The 22093-nt window shown below is 71.3% G+C and carries 18 protein-coding genes and 1 pseudogene; 4 read left to right on the forward strand and 15 right to left on the reverse strand.

Annotated features, from left to right (window positions below):
• Window positions 1-14 precede the first annotated feature (14 nt).
• Window positions 15-257 (forward strand): acyl-CoA dehydrogenase family protein, encoded by a 243-nt coding sequence (locus tag A5714_RS25560; protein WP_369829457.1) that lies wholly within the window; start codon window positions 15-17, stop codon window positions 255-257.
• On the opposite strand, the pseudogene A5714_RS18875 reads toward A5714_RS25560, so the two are convergent.
• From A5714_RS18875 to A5714_RS18900, 6 genes and pseudogenes are all read right to left on the reverse strand, one after another.
• Window positions 179-757, reverse strand: a pseudogene (locus A5714_RS18875) (DNA alkylation response protein); the annotation flags it as partial. The gene A5714_RS25560 and the pseudogene A5714_RS18875 sit on opposite strands and share 79 nt — an antisense overlap.
• Window positions 758-780: 23 nt before the next feature.
• Entirely contained in the window at window positions 781-1485 is a 705-nt protein-coding gene (locus A5714_RS18880; RefSeq protein ID WP_068287721.1) for a Crp/Fnr family transcriptional regulator, read from the reverse strand.
• Between the two features lie 18 nt (window positions 1486-1503).
• A complete protein-coding gene (locus tag A5714_RS27240; protein ID WP_068071882.1) occupies window positions 1504-1908 on the reverse strand; it encodes an FHA domain-containing protein in 405 nt (134 codons plus the stop codon).
• Window positions 1909-2067: 159 nt separating this feature from the next.
• The gene (locus A5714_RS18890; protein ID WP_068287724.1) at window positions 2068-2565 is read right to left on the reverse strand and encodes a hypothetical protein; all 498 of its coding nucleotides are present in this window, start codon (window positions 2563-2565) and stop codon (window positions 2068-2070) included.
• A gap of 125 nt (window positions 2566-2690) precedes the next feature.
• Window positions 2691-5933 carry an arabinosyltransferase domain-containing protein gene (locus A5714_RS18895; protein WP_068287727.1) on the reverse strand — a complete coding sequence of 1081 codons (3243 nt, stop codon included), beginning with the start codon at window positions 5931-5933 and terminating at the stop codon, window positions 2691-2693.
• Complete coding sequence (locus A5714_RS18900; protein ID WP_068287730.1) at window positions 5930-9256, reverse strand: arabinosyltransferase domain-containing protein; 3327 nt, start codon at window positions 9254-9256, stop codon at window positions 5930-5932. Before A5714_RS18900 ends, A5714_RS18895 begins: the two co-directional genes overlap by 4 nt.
• A gap of 205 nt (window positions 9257-9461) precedes the next feature.
• Here A5714_RS18900 and A5714_RS18905 point away from each other — a divergent pair, with 205 nt between their 5' ends.
• The gene (locus tag A5714_RS18905) at window positions 9462-10604 is read left to right on the forward strand and encodes a BTAD domain-containing putative transcriptional regulator (RefSeq protein ID WP_068287734.1); all 1143 of its coding nucleotides are present in this window, start codon (window positions 9462-9464) and stop codon (window positions 10602-10604) included.
• A 3-nt stretch (window positions 10605-10607) separates the two neighbouring features.
• On the opposite strand, the gene A5714_RS18910 is transcribed toward A5714_RS18905, so the two are convergent.
• Window positions 10608-11216, reverse strand: coding sequence for a maleylpyruvate isomerase family mycothiol-dependent enzyme (locus A5714_RS18910; protein WP_068071953.1), 609 nt, complete (start codon window positions 11214-11216; stop codon window positions 10608-10610).
• Window positions 11217-11397: 181 nt separating this feature from the next.
• Here A5714_RS18910 and A5714_RS18915 point away from each other — a divergent pair, with 181 nt between their 5' ends.
• A complete protein-coding gene (locus A5714_RS18915; RefSeq protein WP_068071890.1) occupies window positions 11398-11646 on the forward strand; it encodes a hypothetical protein in 249 nt (82 codons plus the stop codon).
• 72 nt (window positions 11647-11718) lie between these two features.
• On the opposite strand, the gene A5714_RS18920 is transcribed toward A5714_RS18915, so the two are convergent.
• From A5714_RS18920 to A5714_RS18955, 8 genes are all read right to left on the reverse strand, one after another.
• Window positions 11719-15018 (reverse strand): arabinosyltransferase domain-containing protein, encoded by a 3300-nt coding sequence (locus tag A5714_RS18920; RefSeq protein WP_082959848.1) that lies wholly within the window; start codon window positions 15016-15018, stop codon window positions 11719-11721.
• Window positions 15015-16895, reverse strand: a complete 1881-nt coding sequence (locus tag A5714_RS18925; protein ID WP_068287737.1) for a galactan 5-O-arabinofuranosyltransferase — start codon at window positions 16893-16895, stop codon at window positions 15015-15017. The genes A5714_RS18920 and A5714_RS18925 overlap by 4 nt, the downstream gene beginning before the upstream one ends.
• A gap of 2 nt (window positions 16896-16897) precedes the next feature.
• Window positions 16898-17662, reverse strand: a complete 765-nt coding sequence (locus A5714_RS18930) for a decaprenylphospho-beta-D-erythro-pentofuranosid-2-ulose 2-reductase (protein ID WP_068071894.1) — start codon at window positions 17660-17662, stop codon at window positions 16898-16900.
• Window positions 17663-17673: 11 nt separating this feature from the next.
• Entirely contained in the window at window positions 17674-19062 is a 1389-nt protein-coding gene (locus A5714_RS18935; RefSeq protein WP_068071896.1) for an FAD-binding oxidoreductase, read from the reverse strand.
• Window positions 19063-19095: 33 nt separating this feature from the next.
• On the reverse strand, window positions 19096-19461 hold the full coding sequence (locus A5714_RS18940) for a GtrA family protein (protein ID WP_156671323.1): 366 nt from the start codon (window positions 19459-19461) through the stop codon (window positions 19096-19098).
• An 85-nt stretch (window positions 19462-19546) separates the two neighbouring features.
• On the reverse strand, window positions 19547-20038 hold the full coding sequence (locus tag A5714_RS18945) for a GreA/GreB family elongation factor (protein ID WP_068071956.1): 492 nt from the start codon (window positions 20036-20038) through the stop codon (window positions 19547-19549).
• Between the two features lie 119 nt (window positions 20039-20157).
• Window positions 20158-21273 (reverse strand): flotillin family protein, encoded by a 1116-nt coding sequence (locus A5714_RS18950; protein ID WP_068071900.1) that lies wholly within the window; start codon window positions 21271-21273, stop codon window positions 20158-20160.
• Window positions 21274-21340: 67 nt separating this feature from the next.
• A complete protein-coding gene (locus A5714_RS18955; protein ID WP_068071902.1) occupies window positions 21341-21559 on the reverse strand; it encodes a hypothetical protein in 219 nt (72 codons plus the stop codon).
• Window positions 21560-21757: 198 nt separating this feature from the next.
• On the opposite strand from A5714_RS18955, the gene A5714_RS18960 reads away from it, so the two are divergent.
• Window positions 21758-22084: a DUF732 domain-containing protein gene (locus tag A5714_RS18960; protein WP_068287739.1), complete on the forward strand. Its 327-nt coding sequence runs from the start codon at window positions 21758-21760 to the stop codon at window positions 22082-22084.
• Window positions 22085-22093: the final 9 nt, after the last annotated feature.

Below are 22093 nucleotides of genomic sequence, written 5' to 3' on the forward strand. Positions count from 1 at the left end.
ACGCGCCGGCCGACGTGCGCGACCACGTCCTGGCCAAGTTCGCCGCCGGCGAGTGGGCCGGTGAGACGGCGCAGTTGTTGACCGAGCGCACCGGCGGCTCCGACCTCGGCGCGCTCGAGACGACGGCGACCCGCGTCGGTGACGCGTGGCTGCTCAACGGCTTTAAGTGGTTCGCCTCCAACTGCGCCGTCTCACCGGCCCACTCGCCGGCGGCGAACTTGGCCAGGACGTGGTCGCGCACGTCGGCCGGCGCGTAGGCGGCCACCAGCGCCTGGACCATGCCGCCGCCGGTGCCCAGCGCGCAGCCCATCCCGATGTCGGCTTGATTGAGCAGGTAGTTCGACGCGAACAGCCCCAGCCCGGAGCTGACTTTCGCGGCGCGGGCGTCGGCGCGCAGCGCCTGCTGGGCGTCCAGGACGGCGCGCTTGGACCGGGTGAAGGACTCGGGCATCACGACGTCGCTGACGTCGTGCCCCCACCGGTCATAGCGCTCCAACCGCGGCGGGTTGCGGTCCGTCTCCTCGGCCCAGCGGGCGACGGGGCCGCCCATCAGCTCGCCGATGCTTCTCAGGTGCGGCTCGACGACGGCCAGCGCCTCGGGCTGCAAGTAATAGGCCATGGTGAACTGCAGCGTGGGGTCGGTGGAATACCAGTTCAGCCCGACGGCGCCGCGGTAGTCCTCGGTCCGGTAGCGCCGCGCCTTCTCCGGGGTGGCGAAGGGCAGCCGGTCCACCGCCTCGACGTCGTAGTCGCTCATCCGACAGACGCTACGCGCGCCCCTCAGGCGGAGGCGCGTAACGGGCGCCGTCGGCGATTCGGGTCGGGACCGGTGCGGTCGCCCGTGCCGCTGCGCCGGGCCAGGGCCTCGGCGTCGGTCACCACCAGGCTCTTGCCCTGCAGCTGGATCCAGCCGCGGGCGGTGAAGCTGCGCAGCGCCTTGTTCACCGAGGCCCGGTCGGCGCCTACCAGTTGGGCCAGCTCCTCCTGGCTCAGCTCGTACGTCACGCGCAGCGCGTCTCCCTCGGGCGCGCCGAAGCGCCGCGACAGCGCCAGCAGCTGGCGGGCCACCCGGGCGGCCACGTCGCTGGAGACCAGCTCGACCAGCTGCTCCTCGGTCTCGCGGACGCGCTGCGTCAGCGCCTGCAGCAGCTGTTCGGCGATGGCCGGCTGGCGGGCCATCAACCCGCGCAGGGCGGCCCGATCCAGCCACAGCGCCCGCACGTCGGTGATCGCGGTGGCGGTGCAGCTGCGCGGACCCGGATCGAATACCGCCAGTTCGCCGACGATGTCCGACGGGCCCAGGATGGCGCGCACGTTGGTCCGGCCGTTCGACCCGCCCAAGCTGATCTTGACCTTGCCCTCGACGATCAGATAGACCCGATCGCCCGGCTCGCCCTGCGTGAACAGGGTTTGGCCGCAGGCGAATTCCGCGGTGCCCGGTGGGTCGTCGGCGTCGGCGTGCGCGCTGCCGGGTGGGGTGCTCACCGGTGTCCTCCTCGTGCGTCAGGGAGTGGGGCTGGTGCGGAACACCAGCCGGAAGTTGCCGATCTGCAGTTGGTCGCCGTCGCCCAGCACCGCGGAGTCGACGGGCTGGCGGTTGACGTAGGTGTGGTTCAGGCTGCCGAGGTCGACGACGCTGAACGCCCCGTCGGTGATCCGGAATTCGGCGTGCCGACGGCTGACGGTGATGTCGTCGAGGAAGATGTCGCTCGCGGGGTGTCGGCCGGCGGTCATGGTGGGGCGGTCGACGGTGAACGTGGCGCCGACGTTGGGCCCGCGCCGCACCACGAGCACGCCCGCGCCGCGCGGCACGTCCGCAGTGTCGGCGCCCGCCGCCGGGTCGTGGGCCAACTCCGGGCGCACGGGCGAGCCGATGTCCGCGGTGTTGTCGTCCGCTGGCTGGGTCACGTGCCGCGCGTCCCGGGCTGCGACCGTCTGTGCACTGTGCTGCCTTCCGTGTGACGCGGATCGTCGGTGGCCCGCCCCCATCGCAGCAGCAGCGCCGGCCGATGCGCTAGGGGCGGAAGTCCCTCACGGGTTCGGTGCCCGCGAACCCCGCATGTGGGCTTAAACGCCCACCGGCGCCACGAATTCCGACGTGTAATACTCGGCGGGATCCTGCGAGTTGGGATTGCGTTGCTCGATGATCACCCACACGCCCGTCGTGCCGGGGTGAATGACGTCGGTAACGGTCGCATTTCCGCTGCCGGCCGCGTCGGTGTCCAGCCCCGCGAAGGCGGTGCCGGGGTCGCCGGGCCCGCAGGTGGCCGCCGCCGGGCGGGGCACCTGGATCAGGCCCACGTCGAAGTGGGTGCCGGGTTCGGGTTCGTCGACCAGGTGCACGTCGGCGGCCACGTTCGGGCCGGCCCGGCGCACCAGCACGGAGCCCGTGCCCAGCGCCGGGTGCGGAACCTTCGGCGCGAAGCTGACCAGGCTGAAGTCGCACCGCCGCAGCTTGGCGTCGAGGACGACGACGGTGCCGCCGTCGGCGGCCGCGGAGCCGGCCGGGCCGATCAGCGCGGCCAGCGCCGCGGTAGCGGCGCCCGCGCGAGCCAGTGGATGCATGAGCCGCCCCCTTGCATGTGAACTGGATCACAGTGCATTGGGTATTCACGGGAAATGGCGCGGATAAACCTGCCCATTGTGTTTGCTGGCGCGTTAATTAACGGCGTTATTCGCGGGGGTCGGCGTCAGGGTTTGATGCGGATTTCTCCCGGTGACCACCAGCCCGTGCGGGTCGCGGTGCCCAGGTCCAACCGGGCGGGCTGCGCGTCGGCGATGGTGTCGAATTTGCGCAGCGACCCCCAGTCCCGGCCCCAGTCGTGCGACAGGTACGTGGACATGACGTGGGCCCGCAACAGCAGGTCGGTGATGCCGAGCAAGCCGCCGTTGACCCCGTCCTGCCAGGTGTCGGTGTCCTGTTTCTTGGCGTTGTAGTCCGGGGTGATGCGGAACTTGGGGATCTCCGTGACGCCGTTGACGTGCAGCATCGGGTGCTGGCAGGGGAACGCCAACCCCACCGCCCAGTCCATCAGCACCGGCTGCGTCGAGCCGACGTACTCCTGCAGCGAGCGCAGCTCGGGCACCCGCGGCGGGGTCACCGCGATCCAGTCGTCCGGCGTCAGCGACAGGTCCTCGGCGACCACCCGGACGGCGACCGCGTCGGCGGGCATCTGGGAGCGGGCGAAGCGCAGGTTGCGCCACACCTTGGGCTGCTCCCCGTACAGGTCGTAGGGCACCAGCCGGCCGCCCGGCAGGATCGCGCCGTCCGGGCCCGGCCTGCCGAACTCCAGCTCCACGGTCTGGCCGTTGGTGTGGTGGTGCAGCACGCTGTTGCCGGCGATGGTGCCGGCGGCGGTCACCACGACCAGGGGATGCCCGGCGTCGGGCCGGGGCAGCTGGTACCACGCCGAGGTCAGCCGGCTCTGTTGCTGGGCGCCGGTGGTGTAACTGCCGGCCAGCGGAACCCGCGCCGGGTCCAGGCCGTAGGGCAGGGGCACCGTCGAGCCGTTGACGCCGGGCGTCGTGAGCTTGAGGGGCGCGTCCCAGTCGTAGTCGGTGCCCGGTTGCGGCACCGAGGTCTCCTTGACCGACTCCGCCAGGGTCCGGTCCGGGACGCCGTTGGGGCTGAACCCGGTGGGGTTGACGCCGCCCAGCGGTCCCAGCGGGCCGAACTGACCGCCGGCGTTCAGCGGCGGCATGAACCCGGCGTTGCTGTCGGGCTCGACGAGCAGGTCGTCGGCCAGGCCGCAGCCGCCGCTGAACTCGCGCAGGTTGTCCCACGCGTTGGAGTACGTCGGGTACTGGCGCACGATGCCGGCCACCATCGACCCGATGAACACCAGCGCCATGAACCCGGCCGCCACCGGGATGGGCGCGGCCGTCACCGCCCGCGCCAGCCGGCCCTCGCCGTGGTCCCGCGACGCGAAGTGCAGGTAGGCCGCGTACAGCGCCGCCACGGCGAACAGGGCGAAAAAGATTGTGCTGATCGAGATTCCGGCGACCTTCGGCATGGCGCTGTTGAACGGGACGCCGTAGCTCGAGACGTACCACCAGCCGTTGGTGGTGGCGAAGCACAGCGCCAGCACGAACAGCAGCGCCGCCAGGAACGCCATCCGGTTGCGCGACCACCGCAGCGCCTCGTGCGACACCAGCACGGTCGTCAGCGCGGCCATGGCCGCGCCCACCGCCGCGAACAGCCCGAAGTGGTGCACCCACTTGGTGGGGGTGAACATCAAGAAGAACATGGTGCCGAAGATGACGCCCATCAGCCGCCACGCGGGCCCGCGGGCCACACCGGGAATCCGCTTGCGCCGCAACATGATGAACATCGACGTGAACAGGCACAGCGCGGCGATCAGGAACCCGAACCGGCGCGACAGCGAACCATCGACGGTCGGCAGGATCAGGTAGTAGTAGCGCAGGTTCTCGGTGTACCACGCCTGGCTGGGCCCGATCGCCGTGCGAATCCTGGTGGCCTCCAACACCGTCGACAACGTCTGGTCGGCGAAGACCACGGTCAGGATGACGAAGCCGGCGGCCAGCATCGGGGCCACCAGCGGCCAGGTGCCGACCAGGCGGTGGCGCCGCACCAGGATGCGCAGGATGGGGCGGCCGCCGGCGACCAGCGCGGCGACCGCGATCAGGCCGGTGGGCTGCACGCCGAGGGTGAACGCTGCGGTGATGACGGCCAGCGCCGCGGGCGTCAGCCGGCTGTAGCGCATGGACCGCTCGATCAGCACGTAGGTGACCAGCGACCCGAGGGCGATGATCGGCTCGGGGCGCAGGCCGTTGTCGAACGGCATCCACGCCGTGAGCAGCACCAGGCCCGCCGCCCAGTTCGCCGCCTTGCTGGCGGCGACCGCGGGCCCCAGGCGTGGCAGCACCTCACGGGAGAGCAGCAGCCAGCACAGGATCCCGGCGATGAGGTCCGGCAACCGCATCCACAGGCTCGCGTCGCTGACGTGGGTCATGTACGCCAGCAGGTTGTAATACCAGCCGAACGGGTCCTCCGGGCTGCCGAACCAGCGGAAGTAGTTCGACATGTAGCCGGCGCGGTCCGCGACCCGGGCCATGCCCAGGATGTAGCCGTCGTCCGACGAGTTCGCCCCGATGACGTGCCACAGCACGAACCCGAAGATCACCGTGGCGTCGGCCAGGGTGAACTTGCGCCAGTTGGCCGGGATGAGCCGGCGCATCCGGTGGCCGTCCAACTGGTCCAGGCGCCACAGCGCGACCAGGGACACGATGGTGGACAGGATCGCCAGCACCATCGCCGTCAGCTTCAGCGTGGTCGGGGTGGTGGAGAACCGGGTGTCGATGGTGGCCGAGAGCTTGAGGCCCGCGGGCGCCGGCCCGGTCAGATCGGTGAACACCCCGACGATCTGCGGGCGCAGGTTGGGGTCGGGGAAGCCGCCGCGCACCGGCCGGCCCGCCGGGTCGGTCAGCCCGACGAAGGTCGCGAAGGCGCCCGCCTGGGTGGAGGTGATCTCGATGCTGGAACACCCCGGGGACCCCACGGTTCCCTGGGCCTGCTCGCGGGACACGCTGGCGATCACCACGTTGCGGTCGGTGACGTCGACGCGCTTGGCGCTGGCGACCACGAACAGCGCGTTGAGCGCGGCGTCCTTGCCCTTCTTCGGTGCGGTGCTCAGGATCACCCCGCCCTCGGGGGGCAGCTGACCCACCAGCGAGCACGGCACGGTGACGGTCACGTCGACCGGCGTCAGCGAGATCAGCGGCGCCGTCACGCTGTTCAGCTGGCCGTTCTGCGGCCAGTTCAGGGTGGCGGTGGTCTGCACGACGGGCAGCAGCGGCGTCGCGATCGACAGGAGGAAGCCGATCAGCCCGGCGATGGTGGCGACCCAGCGGGTCACCCGGACGTCGGGCTCACCGGCCGCGGTCTTGGGGTCCGTCACGGTCGCCACGCTCATGGGAGGGCCCGAATCGGTCCTTGCCGGCTCCAGCCGCGCACTGTGATCACACCCTGTTCTATAACGGCTGGCGGCGCCTGGTCGGCGGGCACCAGCGGGTAGTACTTCTCGATCGATCCCCAGTCGCGATACCAGTCACCCCGCAGGTAGGTGGCGACCGTGGAGGTGCGCAGCATCGTCTGGGTCACCAGGAACGGGCCGCCGGTCTCGCTGGCCTGCCAGCCGTTCGACGACGCCGCGGTCTGCTTGTGGTCGGGCAGGATTCGGTATTGCGGCAGCTCGGCGACGCCGAGGTGTTCGGAGAACGGCCGCTGGCACGGGAAGTTCGCGGCGGTCGCGATGTCCATCAGGACCGGCGTCTGCGATCCCAGCACCTGCTGCAGGGTCTGCAGCACCGGAACCCGCGGCGGCGTGAACGCGAACCACTGATCCGAGCTCAGGTTCGGGTCGTAGGCGACGATGCGCGCCACGTTGGCCTCCGGCGGCGCCCAGGTCAGCGGGAACCGCAGGTTGCGCCAAGCCGGTTCCGGACCGATGTCGATGGGCTGCACCTCGGCGAGCGGCTGGGTGCTGCCGTCGGGGCGGGTGACGCCCCATTGCAGTTTCAGCGACTGCCCGTAGGTGAAGGTGCCGTCCTCTTTGTAGGACCAGATGGCGCCGGCCGCCGACACGACGACGATCGGCCGGTCCGCGGTCCGGGGCGGCAGCTGGTACCACGACGACGTGGCGGTGGCGGCCAGCGCGTTCTCGCCGTAGCTGCCCATCACCGGGGTGCGGGCCGGGTCGAGGCCGAAGGGCAGGGCCGCGGTCGAGCCGTTGACGCCGACGGGCCCCTTGCCGCCGGCCGTGCCCGCCGAGTCGGTCATGCTGGCGTTGGGCTTGTTCGGCGACGCGTCGGAGTTCACCACGCCCGGCTTGGTCACCACCGGGTAGGACCGCAGGTCGTCGCCCACGCCGTCGGGCTTGAAGCCGACGGGGTTGACGCCGCCCAGCGGCCCGCCGGGGCCGAACGTCTGCCCGGGCGCCGGCGCCAGCATGCCGGCGTTCGGGTCCGGTTCGGCCAGCACGTCGTCGGCCATCGCGCAGCTGCTCGGGGACAGCCCGGAGGTGATCGCGGCCAGGTTGGCCTTGCCGGTGGTGTAGAGCGGGTAGCGGAACACCGCGCCCTTGGCCAGCGAACCGACCTCGCCGAGCACCATGATGGTCGCCACCACCAGCAGCGGCGTCGACGCCAGCACCCGGTTGCGTCGGTTGTCCTTGACCTCGGTGTGGCCGGCGTAGTCCATCCGGAAGTGCTGCCAGGCGGCCAGCAGCCCGGTGGCGATCGACAGCGTCAGGAACATGGTGGTCACCGGGTGGCTGGCGATCACGGGCTGGATGTCCCACCACGGCACCCCGTAGTTGCCGACGTAGAACCAGCCGTTGACGCCCGAGGTGGCCACCGCCAACACGAACAGCAGCGCGGTCACGTACAGCGTCAGGTTGCGCCGGTTGTGCAGCCCGATCCGCGAGCACGCGAAGGCGGTGACCGCGCCCAGCGCGCCGGCGAGCCCGGCGAACGCGCCGAACTGGATCGCCCACTTCGTCGGGGTGAACGTCAGCAGTAGCAGGCCGATCGCCGTGGTGCCCAGCAGCCGCCACGCCGGCCCGCTGGCCACCCCGGGCACCCGGCCGCGGCGCAGCAGGATCATCAGCATCCCGAACAGGCACAGCAGCAGCACCAGCACCGCGAAGCGCCGCGCCATCGACCCGTCGGGGTTGGATTCCACCGTCAGGAAGTAGTAGCGCAGCCAATCCTGATACCACGCGATCGTGGGGCCGACCTTGTATTTAATGCGCGCCGACTCGGCGACGGTGGCCAGGGTTTGGCTGCGGAACACCACCACGAAGATCAGCGCCGCCGCGGCGGCCACCGCCGCCGGCGGCGCCAGCAGCCCGTCGGTGTCCCGCCGCCTCCGGATGACGCCCGCGATAGCCCGGGCGCCGGTCAGCAGGGCCGCGACGGCGATCAGGCCCTGCGGGGCCAGGGTGGCGGTCAGCAGCGCGACGATGATGGCGACGGCGGCCGGGGCCAGGCGCCGCAGCGCGATCGCGCGTTCCACCAGCATCCAGGTGACGACGGTGCCGAGGGCGATCAGCGGTTCGGGCCGCAGGCCGTTGTTGAACGGCAGCCACGCGGCCACGAACACCGCGCCCGCGGTGCAGACCGCCACCCGGTTGGCCGCCAGGCCGCCCTTGCCCGGCCCCAGGCGCCGCAGCACCCAGTGGCTGATGATCAACCAGCAGGCGATGCCGGCCAGCGTGGCCGGCAGCCGCATCCACACCCCGGCGGTGCTCACCGACGCGAGCTTGGCCAGCACGCCGAGATACCAGTCGAACGGGGCGTCCGTGGTGCCGAAGTAGCGGTAGTAGTCGACGAGGTAGCCGGCCTTGGGGGCGACCCTGGCGATCGTCAGGTTGTAGCCGTCGTCCGACGACGTGGCGCCGATGACGTGCCAGACCAGCAGGGTGGCGACGACGCCGGCGTCGGCGAGCCAGGTGGCGAGCCCCACCCGCCACCACGTCGCCCAGTGCGCACCGGGCCGGTAGCGGGACAGCCAGGCGATCGGGGAGCGCCAGTTGAGCAGGGCGGCAGCGCCGCGGCTGCGCCGGTCCAGCACCGCCAGCGCCAGGATGGCGCTCAGCACGGCCAGGGCGCCGACGGCCATGACGATCTGCTTGAGGGCGGTGGGCGCGGTGATGAAGCGGGTGTCGACGTCGATGCGGGCCGACAGGTTCGGCTGCGGCGGCACCTGCAGCTCGGTGAAAATGCCGCCGACCTGCGGCTTCTTCTCGGCGGGCAGCGTGCCGGCCGCGCCGGGCACGCCGACGAACTCCGCGCCCACGCCGCCGTTGGTGGCCCAGGCGTGCAGGAAGCGGCAGCCCGGGGCGGCGACGGTCGAGCGCTGGGCGACCGCGGCCACGGTGTCGCGGAAGGCGACGACGATCACGTCGTTGTTGGCGCGCACGAACAGCCCGTTCTTGCCGGCGTCGGTGCCGCCGGCGGGCAGGGTCGAGATCACCAGCCCACCGCTGGGGGGCAGCGTGGCCATCGCCGCGCACGGAACGGAGATGTCCAGGGCGAGGGGGGCGCCGGACACCAGCGGCGCGGTGATCTGCCCGACGTGCCCGCCGACGTCGCCCTGCGGCCACGACACGGTCGCCGTCGTCTGCCGCACCGGCAACAGCGGGACGAGCGCGCACAACAGCAGCCCGACGATCCCGGCGACGGCAGCGATCGACCGTGGAATCCGCTGCGATCGCTCTTCACCGTCGTGGGGCACGAGGCTCGATCGTAAGCGAAGAGTCTGCTGACCGGGCCGGGCGCCACGGGCAAACCGCACGCCATTGGTGGCTTTACCGAGTTCAGGCGCGGCGCAGCCGGGTGCCGCGCCGCGTACCCCGAGCGAGGGCCGGCGCGACGGCGCGCGCGAATCGCGGCGCGGCCGGCGCCGTCAAAGCCGCGTGCGCCGCTTCGTTGCCTTCAAAATGGATGCCGTGAGTACGGGTCTCGGGTTCGGCGTCCTGGGGCCGTTGTCGATGACGGCCAACGGCGCCGCGGTGCCGCTGGGTGCGCCCAAGCAGCGGGCGGTGCTCGCCATGCTGCTGATCCACCGCAACCGGCCGGTGTCCGTCGACGCGTTGATCGATGCCGTCTGGGGGCAGGACCCGGTGCCTGCGGCGCGCACCAGCATCCAGTCCTACGTGTCCACCCTGCGGCGGTTGCTGCGCGGCGCCACGGCCGACCCGTACGCGGTGCTGGCCAGCGCCCCGCCCGGCTACCAGCTCAGCGTCGCCGATCTGGACTGCGACCTGGGGCGGTTTCTGACACACAAGGCGGTCGGATTGCGCGCCGCCGGCGTCGGGCGCTACGAGGAGGCCAGCAGCCGGCTGTCGGCCGCGCTGGATGAATGGCGCGGTCCGGTGCTCGACGACCTGCGCCACTTCGCGTTCGTCGAGGCGTTCGCCGCCGCGCTGCTCGAGGAGAAGGTGGCGGCCCACACCGCCCGCGCCGAGGCGGAAATCGCGTGCGGGCGCGCCGACGGCGTCATCGCGGAGCTGGAGGCGCTGACCGCGCAGCACCCGTATCGGGAACCGCTGTGGGCGCAGCTGATCACCGCCTACTACGTCACCGAGCGCCAATCCGACGCGCTCGGCGCCTTCCGTCGGCTGAAGACCGCCCTGGCCGACGGCCTGGGCATCGACCCGGGGCCCACCGTCAACGCGCTGCACCAGCGCATCCTGCGCCAGGAGCCGATGGGCGCCACCCGGCCGAAGCGGACCGCCCAGGCCACGCACAAGCAGAACGCGGTGCGGTCCGAACCCCTCGCGGCCGCGCGGCGCGTCGTCGCCCGGCTGCGCGACCACACCGGCCGGCAGTTCCGGCTGAACGGCGTGACCACCCGGATCGGGCGTCTCGACGACAACGACATCGTCTTGGATGACACCGAGGTGAGCCGCCATCACGCGGTGATCATCGACACCGGAGCCGGTTTCCTGATCACCGACGTGCGCTCGACCAACGGGGTGCAGGTGCAGGGGCGCCGCGTGGACGCCAGCGCCAGCCTCGCCGACGGCGACCTGATCCGCATCGGTGGCTCGGAGTTCACCTTCGAGATCCGGCCTGGCTGACCGTCATTCGCCGAGCCGGGCGGCCAAGGTGGCGTGGCCCGCGCCGGTCAGGTCCGACAGCGCGGCCGGGCGCCCCGACATGGCCATCAGCAGCGCCTCACCCGGGCCGGTGACCTGCGGTCCGCGGCCGTGGGCCCAGTCGACGTCGGTGGCGACCAGTCGCAACCCCCTGATCCGGCGTCCGGCGCCCAGCCGTGGATTGCCCGGCACCAGCCGCAGGACCCGCTCGAGCCGGTCGGCCGGGACGGCGCGGGGCCGGCCGAGGGCGCGCCGGATGTCCTGGTGGTGGATCGTGCCGTCGACCAGGGCGATCATCCCGCCGAAGCCCGCCGGCAGCCCCTGCGGTTGCAGGTGCCTCCGCAACAGGTCCAGCAGCTGTTGCGGGCTCAGCGGCGCGAGTTCGTCGACACCCAGTTGGTTGGCCCGCACGATCCGGCCCTTCACGAAGCGCTTCAGCAGCCCGCGGGTGTCCAGCTCGTCGTAGCTGACGACGTGGGCCACAACGTCTTTGACGCTCCACCGGGCGCACAGGCTGGGCGTCGCCCAATCCGGCGGCGCGAGGGTGGTGAGGAAGTCGGCAAGGTCGGCCCGCTCCGCGCGGGCCATCGCCATCAGGCTGGCCGCGGCCACGGATCAAGCCTAGTGTCGCGGTCAAGCTCAACAGGTTAGTTAGCAAACGCAAGGATTTCGCAAGAATCTCTCGAAGATCTGCCAAGCGCGGTGCCCCACTCTGGTGTTGTCGGCCCATCCCGGCCGGCGCCTCGAACACTCCTAGGGCAGATAGGACCACACGATGAACGCCAATACCCCTGAGCCGCAAGCCAACTCGCAGACGAAGAAGGTGTCCAAGCTGCGCATCGCCGCGGGCGTCGGCCTGGGCACGCTCGGCCTCACGATCGCCGGGTCGCTGATGCCGGCCGTCGCCTCGGCCAGCCCGTACGTCCCGCACAGCGGACCGCTACACCCGATCCGCCACTACGCCGCGAACTTCCTGAACCCCGGCTGGGCGATCACGCACCCGTTGCGCGCCGCCCTTCCGTGACGCGCCGCCCCCGCCCCGCTTCCCGGTCCGCGCCCGGGGGCGGGGCGGGTGCGTGCGATCCGCGAGTGCCGGCTAGTGCCTGAGCGGGGCCGGGTTCCACAGCCCGCTGCGCGTGGCCGTCCCGAGCAGCAGGTGGGCCGGTTGGGCGTCGGGATAGTAGGACGTCAACCGCTGCAGCGAACCCCAGTCCCGCGACCAGTCGTCCTTGAGGTAGGTCGCCATGGTGGTGGCCTTGAGCAGCAACTCGGTGACGCCCAGCGGGCCGCCGCCGTTGTTGTCCATCACGGGGGAGTTGGCCTCGGCGCCGAACCGGTCGGGCAGGATGCGCCACCTCGGCGCCTCGTCGACGCCGTTCTGGTGACCGAACGGCCGCTGGCAGGGAAACGCCAGCCCGACCAGCCAGTCCAGGAACACCGGGTCTGCCGAGCCCACCACGTCCTGCAGTGTGCGCAGCCGCGGGATGCGCGGCGGGGTCAGCGCGATCCAGTGCTGCGGCGCCAGGTCCTCGTCGTCGGCCACCAGACGCACCTGGGTCGCGCCCGCCGGGATGGCGGACAGCGGCAGCCGCAGATTCCGCCAGGCCGGTGACGCCCCGACGTCGAAGAACCCCAGCGAGCCGCCGGGGTGGCCGGCGGCCGCCTGCGCGTCGGTGGCCCACTGCAGCTGCACCTCGCGGGGGTCGAAGCGACCGGCGGCGCTGACCACCAGCAGCGGCCTCGCCTGGTCCCGCGCCGGCAGCCGGTACCAGCCCGAGCGCAGGTGCGCGGGCAGTTGCGGCCCGGACCGCCAGCTGCCCAGCACCGGCGCGCGCGCCGGGTCCAGGTTGTAGGGCAGCTGCGCGACCGAACCGTTGATCCCCGGCGCCGGCGTGGTCCCGCCCTCGGTGCCGGCCTCGCTGCCGGTGACCACGCCGTCGTCGCTGACGAAGCTGCGGTCGCCCGGGCGTTCCATCACGGGGTCGGCGCGGACGTCGGCGGGAATTCCGTTGGGAGTGAACGCTTCCGAGAGCCCGGCGCCCAGTGCGTCGGCCGCCGAGCCCGTCACCGGGGTGAGCAGCCCTTCGTTCGGGTCTTGCTCGACCAGCACGTCCTGGGCCAGCCCACAGGTGTTGCCGGCCTTGAAACCGGCGAGCGCCTGCAGGTTGGAGCGGCCCACCGACCACGCCGGATACTGCGCCGTCATGGCCAGCGTCAACGACGCCACCTCGAAGATCACCAGCAGCCACGCGGCAATCGCCAACGGCGACTGGACGATTCGGGCCAGCCGTTCGCCGCGGCGGGTCCGGGGTGGCCCGTTGTCGGTGGCGACGAAGTGGAACCAGGCGGCCAGCAGCAGCACCGCCACGGTCAGCCCCAGCAGCGCGGTCGCGAACGCGTAGTGCCACGCGGGGAACGAATTCGACCAGGGCACACCGAAATTCGACACATACCACCAGCCGTTGACGCTGGCGAACGACAACGCCATCAGGAACAGCACCACGGCGGCGAACATCGTGCGGTTGCGCCGGGACCGCATCGCCACGCTCGTCACGGCGACGGCGGCCAGCGCGCCCAGCGGCCCGGCCAGCCCGGCGAACACCCCGAAGTGGTGCGTCCACTTGGTGGGGGTGAACATCATCGCGACGAACGAGATGATCGTGATCCCGAGGATGCGCCGGCTGGGGCCCGCGGCCGTGCCGGGGATCCGGCCCTTGCGCAGCGACATCGCGACCGTGATCGCCAGCGCGAGAATCAGCGCCAGCACCGCGAAGCGGCGCGCGACCGAACCGTCGGGGCTCGCCATGAACAGCCGCTCGTAGCGGATGTGTTCGTCGAACCAGCTCAGGCTGGGCCCGACGGCGCGCTTGAGGGCGGTGGCCTGCATCTCGCCGGCCAGCGTCTGGTCCCGGAAGATCAGGATGATGGTGACGGTGACCGCGGCGAACAGCGGCGCCACCAGCGGCAGGGCCCCGAACCGGGTGGACCGCCGGTGCAGGATGGTCCGCAGCGGGCCGATCGCGACCAGCAGCGCGCCGATGGACGCGATGCCCGTCGGACCGGAGAACAGGGTGAGCGCACCGAGGATGCAGGCGATCGCGACCGGCAGCAGCCGGCTGGTGGCCACCGCACGCTCCACCGAGCACCAGGTCAGCAGGATGCCCAGCGCGATGATCGGTTCCGGGCGCAGGCCGTTGTTCAGCGGCAGCCAGACGGCCAGGAAGACCCCGGCGGCGGTCCAGGCGGCGGCGCGGTTGCGTTTGACGGCGTGCCCGAGGCGCGGCATCACCTCGCGGCTGATCACCCACCAGCAGGTCAGCGCCATGGCCAGGGTGGGCAGGCGCATCCAGATGCTGCTGGTGGTGACGTGCGCCCACAGCGCGAGCAGGTCGTAGTACCAGCCGAAGGGCGCCTCGGGGGTGCCGAACCAGCGGTAGTAGTTGGCCATGTAGCCGGCGTGTTCGGACACCCGGGCCATGGTGAGGATGTAGCCGTCGTCGGAGGTGTTGGCGCCGACGAACTGCCACCACACCAGCACGGCGATGACCAGCGCGTCCAGGCCGCCGACCGACCACCAGCGCGACGGCAGGAAGCGGCGGTGCCGGGTGGCCCCAGCGGTTTCGAAGGCGGTGTCCAGGACGTGCAGCGCGACCAGGGCGACGGCCGTCAACAGCACGCCTAGGACCATCGCGGCGAGCTTGAGCGGGGTGGGGTGGCTGCTGTAGCGGGTGTCGATGGTCGCCGAGAAGTTCAGCCCCTGCGGCGCGGGCCCGGCCAGGTCGGTGAAGACGCCGACGATCTGCGGCCGGAAGTCGTAACCGCTCTTCTCGCCGCGCAGCGGTGACCCCGGATGCTCGGCGTTGGGCCCCTGGGTGAGGCCGACGAACTCGGCGGTGACCTTCTCGGCGTGCGCGGTGAAGGTCAGCCGTTGGCACGCCGGGCTGAGTACCTGGCTCAGCGGGGCCGTCACGACGGCGACGTTGCGAACGACCACCACCAGGAAGTCGCCGGCGCGCTGGATCAGCAGGCCGCGGTCGACGGCCTTCGGGGCCTGCTTGGGCACCGTCGACAACAGCACGGTCTTCGACGCGTTCTGTGGCCCGGCCAGTCCGGCGGCGGCCTGGCAGGGCACGGTGACCGTCATCTCGGTGGCCACGTAGCCGATGAGCGGCGCCTCGACGCTGGTGAACGTGCCGCTCTGCGGCCAGTTGAGCTGGGCGGTGGTCTGGTCGACCGGCAGCACGGGCGTGACGATCGCCAGCAAGGCGCCGAGCAGACCCGCGACGGTAGCGACCAGCCGGGCGATCCGGTGGTTGCCTGCCGCGTCGTTCACGGGGGTAGATGGTAGTTCTTCGGCCGGTCGGGGCCCCGTTTGAGGCGCGGTGTCGGTGCTCATGGGCGCCCGGCCGGCTTGCGGATGGCCAACACGAACGGCCCGATGCCGCGCACGTCGAACTGCGGGCCGTCGAACTCCGCGGCCCGCAGGTCGATGGTGTAGCGGCGCACGTTGGGCTGGTTGGGGTAGACGTCCTCGGCCAGCCGCAGGGTGTAGTTGTTGTCGGCGCCGCGGCGCATCAGGAACACCGTGGGCGGCGGCCAGGGGCAGGCGTCCAGGGCCTGGATCAGCTGATCGGCGCTCTTGAGGGTGGACCACTTGTTGATCTGGGCGGCCCGCAGGTCGAACTGGGCCAGCGGGTTGGCGTAGTGCGACGTCAGCCCCTGAAAGCCCCAGTAGGGGTAGTAGGACAGGAAGCTGTAGTCGGCGGTCAGCACCACGGTCTGGTCGCGGGGCCGGCCGGTGCCGCGGGTGATGGCGGCGTCGATCTCGGCGTAGAACTTCTCCGCACCCGGGGGCCGACGGTCGCCGCGCTGGCCGTTGCCGTCGGTGTCGGTGTAGGCGACGGTGAGGTCGGGCCGCAGCACGTCGGGGATGTCCTGGCTGAACGCGACGGCGGCGGCCAGGCCGACGGCGCCGGCCACCGGCAGCACCGCCCGCCGCCGCGCGGACAACGCGCGCACGGCCTCGGCGAATCCGAACGTCCCGGCCGCCACCAGCAGCACGCTCAGCGTCGGCTGCAGGCGAAACGACAGCAGGGTGGTGCGCGCCAGCGTGGTCAGCATGGACAGCAGCGACCACAGGTACACGGCGAGCACCCCGACCGCCAGTGCGCCCGCCCGCACCGACGTGCCGGCCCGCAGCACCAGCCACAGGGTGCCGATCAAACAGGCGGCGCCCAGCAGCGAGAACTGCAGCATCGGGAAGGTCAGCACGGCGCCGTCGGCGGGCAGGTAGTGGTTGGCGCTGCCGGTGTTGCTGATCGGGCCGTGCAGCGCGCGCAGCACGAACGGCAGCCAGGTGGTGGCGCCGATGGCCACCGCGATGACGGCGATGACGGCCAGCCGGCGCAGCGGGTCCAGGGCGGCCCGTGGCCCGTCGCGGCGCCACCGCGCCCCGGCCAGCAGCGCCGCCATCAGCGCGAAGGCGAACGCGCTGAAGCCCAGCAGCAGCGTGTACCAGGTGGCCGCGAAGCCCAGGAACAGCCCGGCGCCGAGGACCGCGGCCCAGCCGCCGCGCGCACCGGCGCGCAGCCCCGACCAGGCCAGCACCAGCACCGGCGGCAGCAGCACGGTGAGCATCGCGGAGTAGGGCTCGGGCGAGCCGTAGGCCAGCGTCACCGCGGCCGTCGCCGCGGTCACCAGCAGCGCGTACTCGAACCGGATCAGCCGCCACCAGAGCACCAGGGCGACGGCGACCGCGATGGTGATCGAGGTGATTGCCCACGGCTTGCAGATCGCCCACGCCGGCGTCCCGGTGAGCGCCGCGACGCGGCCGCCGATCCAGAACCAGCCCGGCGGGTAGTACGGCGGCAGCCCGAGGTAGGTCATGTCCCGCAGCGCGGCGCTGTCGGCGAGCCGGGTCAGGTACTCGGTGCGGAACTGCTGGTCGACGGAGATGCCGAACAGGTAGAGCTTGGTGGCCCCCAACGGCATACCGAGGGTGACGACCGGGAAGGCGGACAGGAACACCAACGCGGCCAGCTGGGCGAGCAGCCGGCCCCGGGGCCGCGCGGAGCGCCGCCACAGCCAGGCCGCCGCGACCAGCCCGGCCAGGCAGCCGACCTGCCCGACGGTGGTCAGGGCGTGCAGCTGGTTCGACGACGGGAACGCCGGCCACTGCACGCGCGAGATGGCGGTCAGCGACACCGCCGCGACAGCGACGGAGACCGCCACCGCCAGCGCCATCTGGCCGAGGGTGGCCAGCGCGTTGCGCATCGTCAGATGGGCAGCTTGCGGAACACCGGCCGGGGGACGTGTCGCAACACCATCATCACGTACCGGAACGCTGCTGGGGCCCAAACCAAGTCCTTACCTTTGGCGGCCGCGGTCACCGCGAGGTTGGCGACGTACTCCTTGTCGACGGTCAACGGCGCTTCCTTGATGTGCGCGCTCATCCGGGTCCGCACCTGGCCCGGCCGGATCACCAACACGCGAACCCCGTACTCGCGCAACGCTTCCCCGAGTCCCAGGTAAAAGCCGTCCAGCCCGGCCTTGGTGGAGCCGTAGACGAAGTTCGAGCGCCGCACCCGCTCGCCGGCCACGGTGCTCATCGCGATGATCTGGCCGAACCCCTGCGCGCGCATCTTCTCGCCCAGCAGTACCCCCACCGACACCGCCGCGGTGTAGTTGATCTCGGCGATCTGCACGGCCTTGCGCTGGTTCTGCCACAGCTCCTCGGCGTCCCCGAGCAGCCCGAACGCCACGATCGCCACGTCGACGTCGCCGCCGGCGAACGCCTGCTCGATCGTCGCCGGGTGGCTGTCGGCGTCGGTGGCCTCGAAGTCGATCAGCTCCACCGAGCGCGCGCCCGCCGCCTTCATCTGCGCCACCGCGGCGTCGCGGCCCGGGTCACCGGGCATGGCCGCGAGCACGATGCGGGCGTGCGCGTTCTGCAGGTAACGCTCGCAGATGGCCAGCCCGATCTCGGAGGTGCCACCGAGCAGCAGGATGGTCTGCGGATTTCCCACGGCGTCTAAAACCATTGGCGCACCATCTAGAGCAGCTCCAAACGTCGGGCCATGTCGGAGGCGAACACCCCCGTCGGATCCACCTTGCGGCGCACCGCGATCCATTCGTCGATGCGCGGATACATGGCGTGGAAGGTTTCGGCGGTGGTCCGATTGTCCTTGCCGGTGTAGAGCCGGCCGCCGAATTCCAGCACCCGGCGGTCGAGTCCGTTGAGGAACTCGTTGAGGCCGGGCTTGATCGGGAAGTCGACGCAGACGTTCCAGCCGGGGATCGGAAAGCTCAGCGGCGCTTGGTTTCCCGGGCCGAACAGCTTGAACACGTTGAGGAACGAGTAGTGCCCGGACCGCTGGATGTCGTAGATGATGCCCTTGAATTCGTCGACGGCCTCGGTGGGGACGACGAACTGGTATTGCCCGAAACCGGCCGAGCCGTAGGCGCGGTTCCATTCGCCGAACATGTCCAGCGGGTGGTAGAACTGCGTCAGGTTCTGCGCCTTGCCGCGGTAGCTGCCCGACTTGCGGTACCACAGTTCGCCGATCGGGCCGAAGGTGTACTTGTTGGCCAGCCCGTTCGGGAAGATGTCGGGGAACGTCAGTAGTTGCGGCGCATCGAATTTCAGCGGGTTCTTCTGCAGCTTCTTGGGTAGCTGGTCCACCTTCGCCAGCGACCCGCGCGAGATCGCCGCGCGGCCCAGCTTCGGCGGCGCGCTGATCGCGTCGAACCAGGCCGACGAGTAGGTGTAGTTCGCCTCGCTGCCGTCGCTGTGGAAGGCGATGGTCTCGTCGAGCGTGTGCGTGACATCGCCGTCGGCGATGAAATACGCGGTCTCCGTCGGGGTCATCTCGAGCCGCACCCGCAGGATGATTCCGGTCAGTCCGTTGCCGCCGACGGTGGCCCAAAACAGCTCGGCCTCGTCGCCGTCCGGGGTCAGGTGGCGCACTCGCCCGTCGGCGGTCAGCAGCTCCATCGACCGGACGTGGTTGCCGAAGCTGCCGGCGCTGTGATGGTTCTTGCCGTGGATGTCGGACCCGATCGCACCGCCGATGGTGACCTGCCGGGTGCCGGGCAGCACCGGCACCCACAGCCCCAGCGGCAGCGCGGCCCGCATCAGCTGGTCCAAGTTGACGCCGGCGTCGAGGTCGGCGACGCGGCTGTCGGCGTCGAGCGAGTGGATGCGGTTGAGCGCCGTCATGTCGACGACCAGGCCGCCGCCGTTCTGGGCGTTGTCGCCGTAGGACCGGCCGAGCCCCCGGGCGATGACGCCTCGCCCGTTGGCGGCGCCGCCGGCGTCGGCGGCGTGCGCCACCGCGGCGGCGATGACCTCGGGGTCCGGCGTGGACAGCACGCGCGCCACCGAGGGCGCGGTGCGGCTCCACCCGGTCAGCCGCCGGGTCTCGGGAAACGTTGCGAACATCAGTGAAAGAGGGTACCGCCTGGGGCGGACCGCTCAGCGCATGCGGAAGATCACGGTTCGCTGGACGACGAAGTTGATCACCGTCGCGGTGCCCTGCGCGACGACGAACGCGACCGGGATCGCCCAGCCGCGGTAGTGCAGCAGCGCCAGGCACAGGTGGTTGAGCCCGACCTGCACGGCGAAGGTGACGGCGTACAGGGCCATCACCGCCAGGAAGCGGGCGGTGCTGGGGGCCGCCTGGAAGGTCCACCGGCGGTTGATCAGGTAGGCGGTGATGGTGCCGACGATGAAGCTGAGCGCCTTCGACACGTCCACCTGCACGCCCGCCGCCTGATACAGCAGGAGGTAGAGGCCGAAGTCCACGACGCCGGCCAGGCCGCCGGTGGCGACGAACCGCAACACCTGCGTGGTCAGCGCGACCGGCGGGTGGTTCAGCGCGTTCGGCGGGGCGGGATCGGGCGGTGGGGCGACCATCCCGCGAAGTCTAGGCGGGGCCGTCGGCGGGCAGTGTGATCGCGATGACCTCGACCTGCGTTTCGCCGCCCGGCGTCGGATAGGACACCGTGTCGCCCGGCGACCGGCCGGCGAGGGCCTTGGCGAGCGGACTGCGCGCGGTCAGCGTCTCGGTCTCCCGGCCCGCCGGGGCCTCCTCGACGATCGAGATGACGTGCATGGTGACCACCTCGCCGTCGGCGAAGCGCAGCGTGACCTCGGTGCCGCCGGGCAGCGTGGCCGGCTCCTGCACGGGCGCCGCCCCGCCCCGCAACCGGCGATCCAGCTCGTTGATGCGGTCGGTGAGGACCACCAACTCCTCGGCGCGCTGGATGGCCTCGGCCGCGTCGCCGTGGTCGCCCACCATGCCGCGGTCGCTCCTGACCTCGACCTGCAGCCGGTCGCGCCGCTGCCGCAGCCGGTCCAGCTCCGCGGCGAGGTTGCCGCGCGCCGCGTCGGCGGCCGAGGGGGCCTTCTCCGTCACGTCGGTGAACCTTTCGCCGCAGTCCGCCCGGGTGGCGTTCAGTGTGACACCAGCGACGGGCGGGCCGCCACTGTTAGCGAGCACCAGGCGGTCGGCGGGTGATTCAGTGCGCCGCCCCTTCAGTTGGTGGCGATCGGCGCCGAGCCGTCCTCGTCGTAGTAGTCGACGACGCTGTTACGCAGGGTGTCGAAGATCGCTACGCCTTGCGCCACCAGCCCGCTGGCCACCTCGGTCAGCCCGTCGGCGCCGTTGAGGACCGTGACGTTCGCGTTGGCCAGGCCGCGCGCGGCCTTCTCCACGATCTCCGGCAGCTGGTCGATCAGCGCCTTGTCCAGCGCCACCCGGTTGTGCGACGCGGCGGCCTCGGCGAGGATCTTCATCTTCTCCGCGTCGGCGACGGCCAGGATGCGGACCCGCTCGGCGTCGGCCTCGGCGGGCTTGACCACCTCGGCGACCAGCTCCTGCTGGCGCAGCTCGGCGGCCCGCTGGGCCAGTTCGGTGCGCATCTGCAGCACCTCGCGCTGGGCCTGGGCCTCGGCGAGCGGCCCGGCCTGGGCCGCCTGGGCCTGGGCCTTGTCCACCTCGGCCTTGTACTGCGCCTTGACGATGGCGGTCTCGCGGGCGAACTCGGCCTGCTTGCGCTGCGATTCCTGCTCGGCCTCGGCCGCCGCCTGGTTGGCCTGCGCCTGGGCGATCTGCGCCTGCTGCTGGATGGCGGCGTTGTGCGGCGCCGCCATCGCGTTGATGTAGCCCAGCCCGCCGTCGTCGATCGACTGGATCTGCAGGGCGTCGACGGCCAGGCCGATGCGGGCCATCTCTTCCTTGGAGCCGTCGAGCACCTCGGTGGCCAACTTCTGGCGCTCCCGAATGATCTGTTCGACGGTCATCGAGCCGATGATCGAGCGCAGGTGGCCGGCGAAGATCCGTCCGGTCAGCACCGACATCTGGTCCTGGTCGGACAGGAACCGCTGCCCCGCGCTGATGATGCTCTCGGTGTCGTTGGCCACCTTGAACGCGATCACGGCGCGCACGTTGAGCGTGATGCCCTGCTGGGTGACGCACTTCTCGGCGACCTCGGCCTCGCACATGGCCAGCGTGAGGAACGAGGCCTTCCGGAAGAACGGCAGGATGAACGCGCCGTGGCCGGTGACGACGCGGAACGGGGCGTCGGGCTTGGCCCTCCCACCGGAGATGAGCATGGCCTCGTCGGGATCGGGCACCTTATAACCGAGCATCTTCGACTCCTTCTTTGTGTCGCTGGTGTATCGCGGGCGCTCCGGGTCGTCAATTCAGACCGTCAATTCAGGCCGGGTCCCGGCGCCAGGGCTCGACGACGACCGTCCGGGCGCCCCGAATGTCGACGATCAGCACCGCGGAGCCCTTGGCCAGGGGTTCGCTGGACCACGCCAGGAAGGTCTCCTTGGCCCCGCGCACGGTCACCAGCACCTCACCGGCGCCGCGGTCGCCGCGGGTCGCCACGGTCAAGGTGCCGACACAGCCGATGGCCGAGGCGTCGCTCACGATCGCATCCTGCTCCTTCCGGCGGTGTGCCGTCGAGTTTCGCGCGGTTTACTTTTCGGTTGCTGATCCGCTGAGGGAAAAGACGCACGGCCGACGTTCGGCTAGCGTTGACGTGTAGATATGCACAGGTGTGAACGTAAGCCGAGACCAGTCCGCGCGCCGAAGACCCGGCGCCGCGGAAGGTGGTCGCGGGCCGGCGTGGTCGCCTCCGCCGCGGCGGTGCTGTGCGCGGCGCCGGCGGCGGCGGACCCCACCGACGATTCGTTCCTGTCGGCTCTGACCAACTACGGGATCGTCATCGGCGGTGACAACGACCCGACCGCGATGGCCCGCGCCGTATGCGACGGCCTTGACAAGAATCAGAAGGCGAGCTTTCTGGCGCTCAAGGTCAAGAGGGAGGCGAACCTGACGGCGAAGCAGTCCGGCTTCTTCGTCGGCGCCTCGGTGTCGGCCTACTGCCCCCAGTACCGGGACCAGGTCGACGGATCGTTGGACTGGCTGAACCCCGGCCCGCCACTGATGTGAGCTGGTCAG

Source organism: Mycobacterium sp. E2462 (assembly GCF_001672685.1).
In the GTDB taxonomy this organism is placed as follows: Bacteria; Actinomycetota; Actinomycetes; order Mycobacteriales; family Mycobacteriaceae; genus Mycobacterium.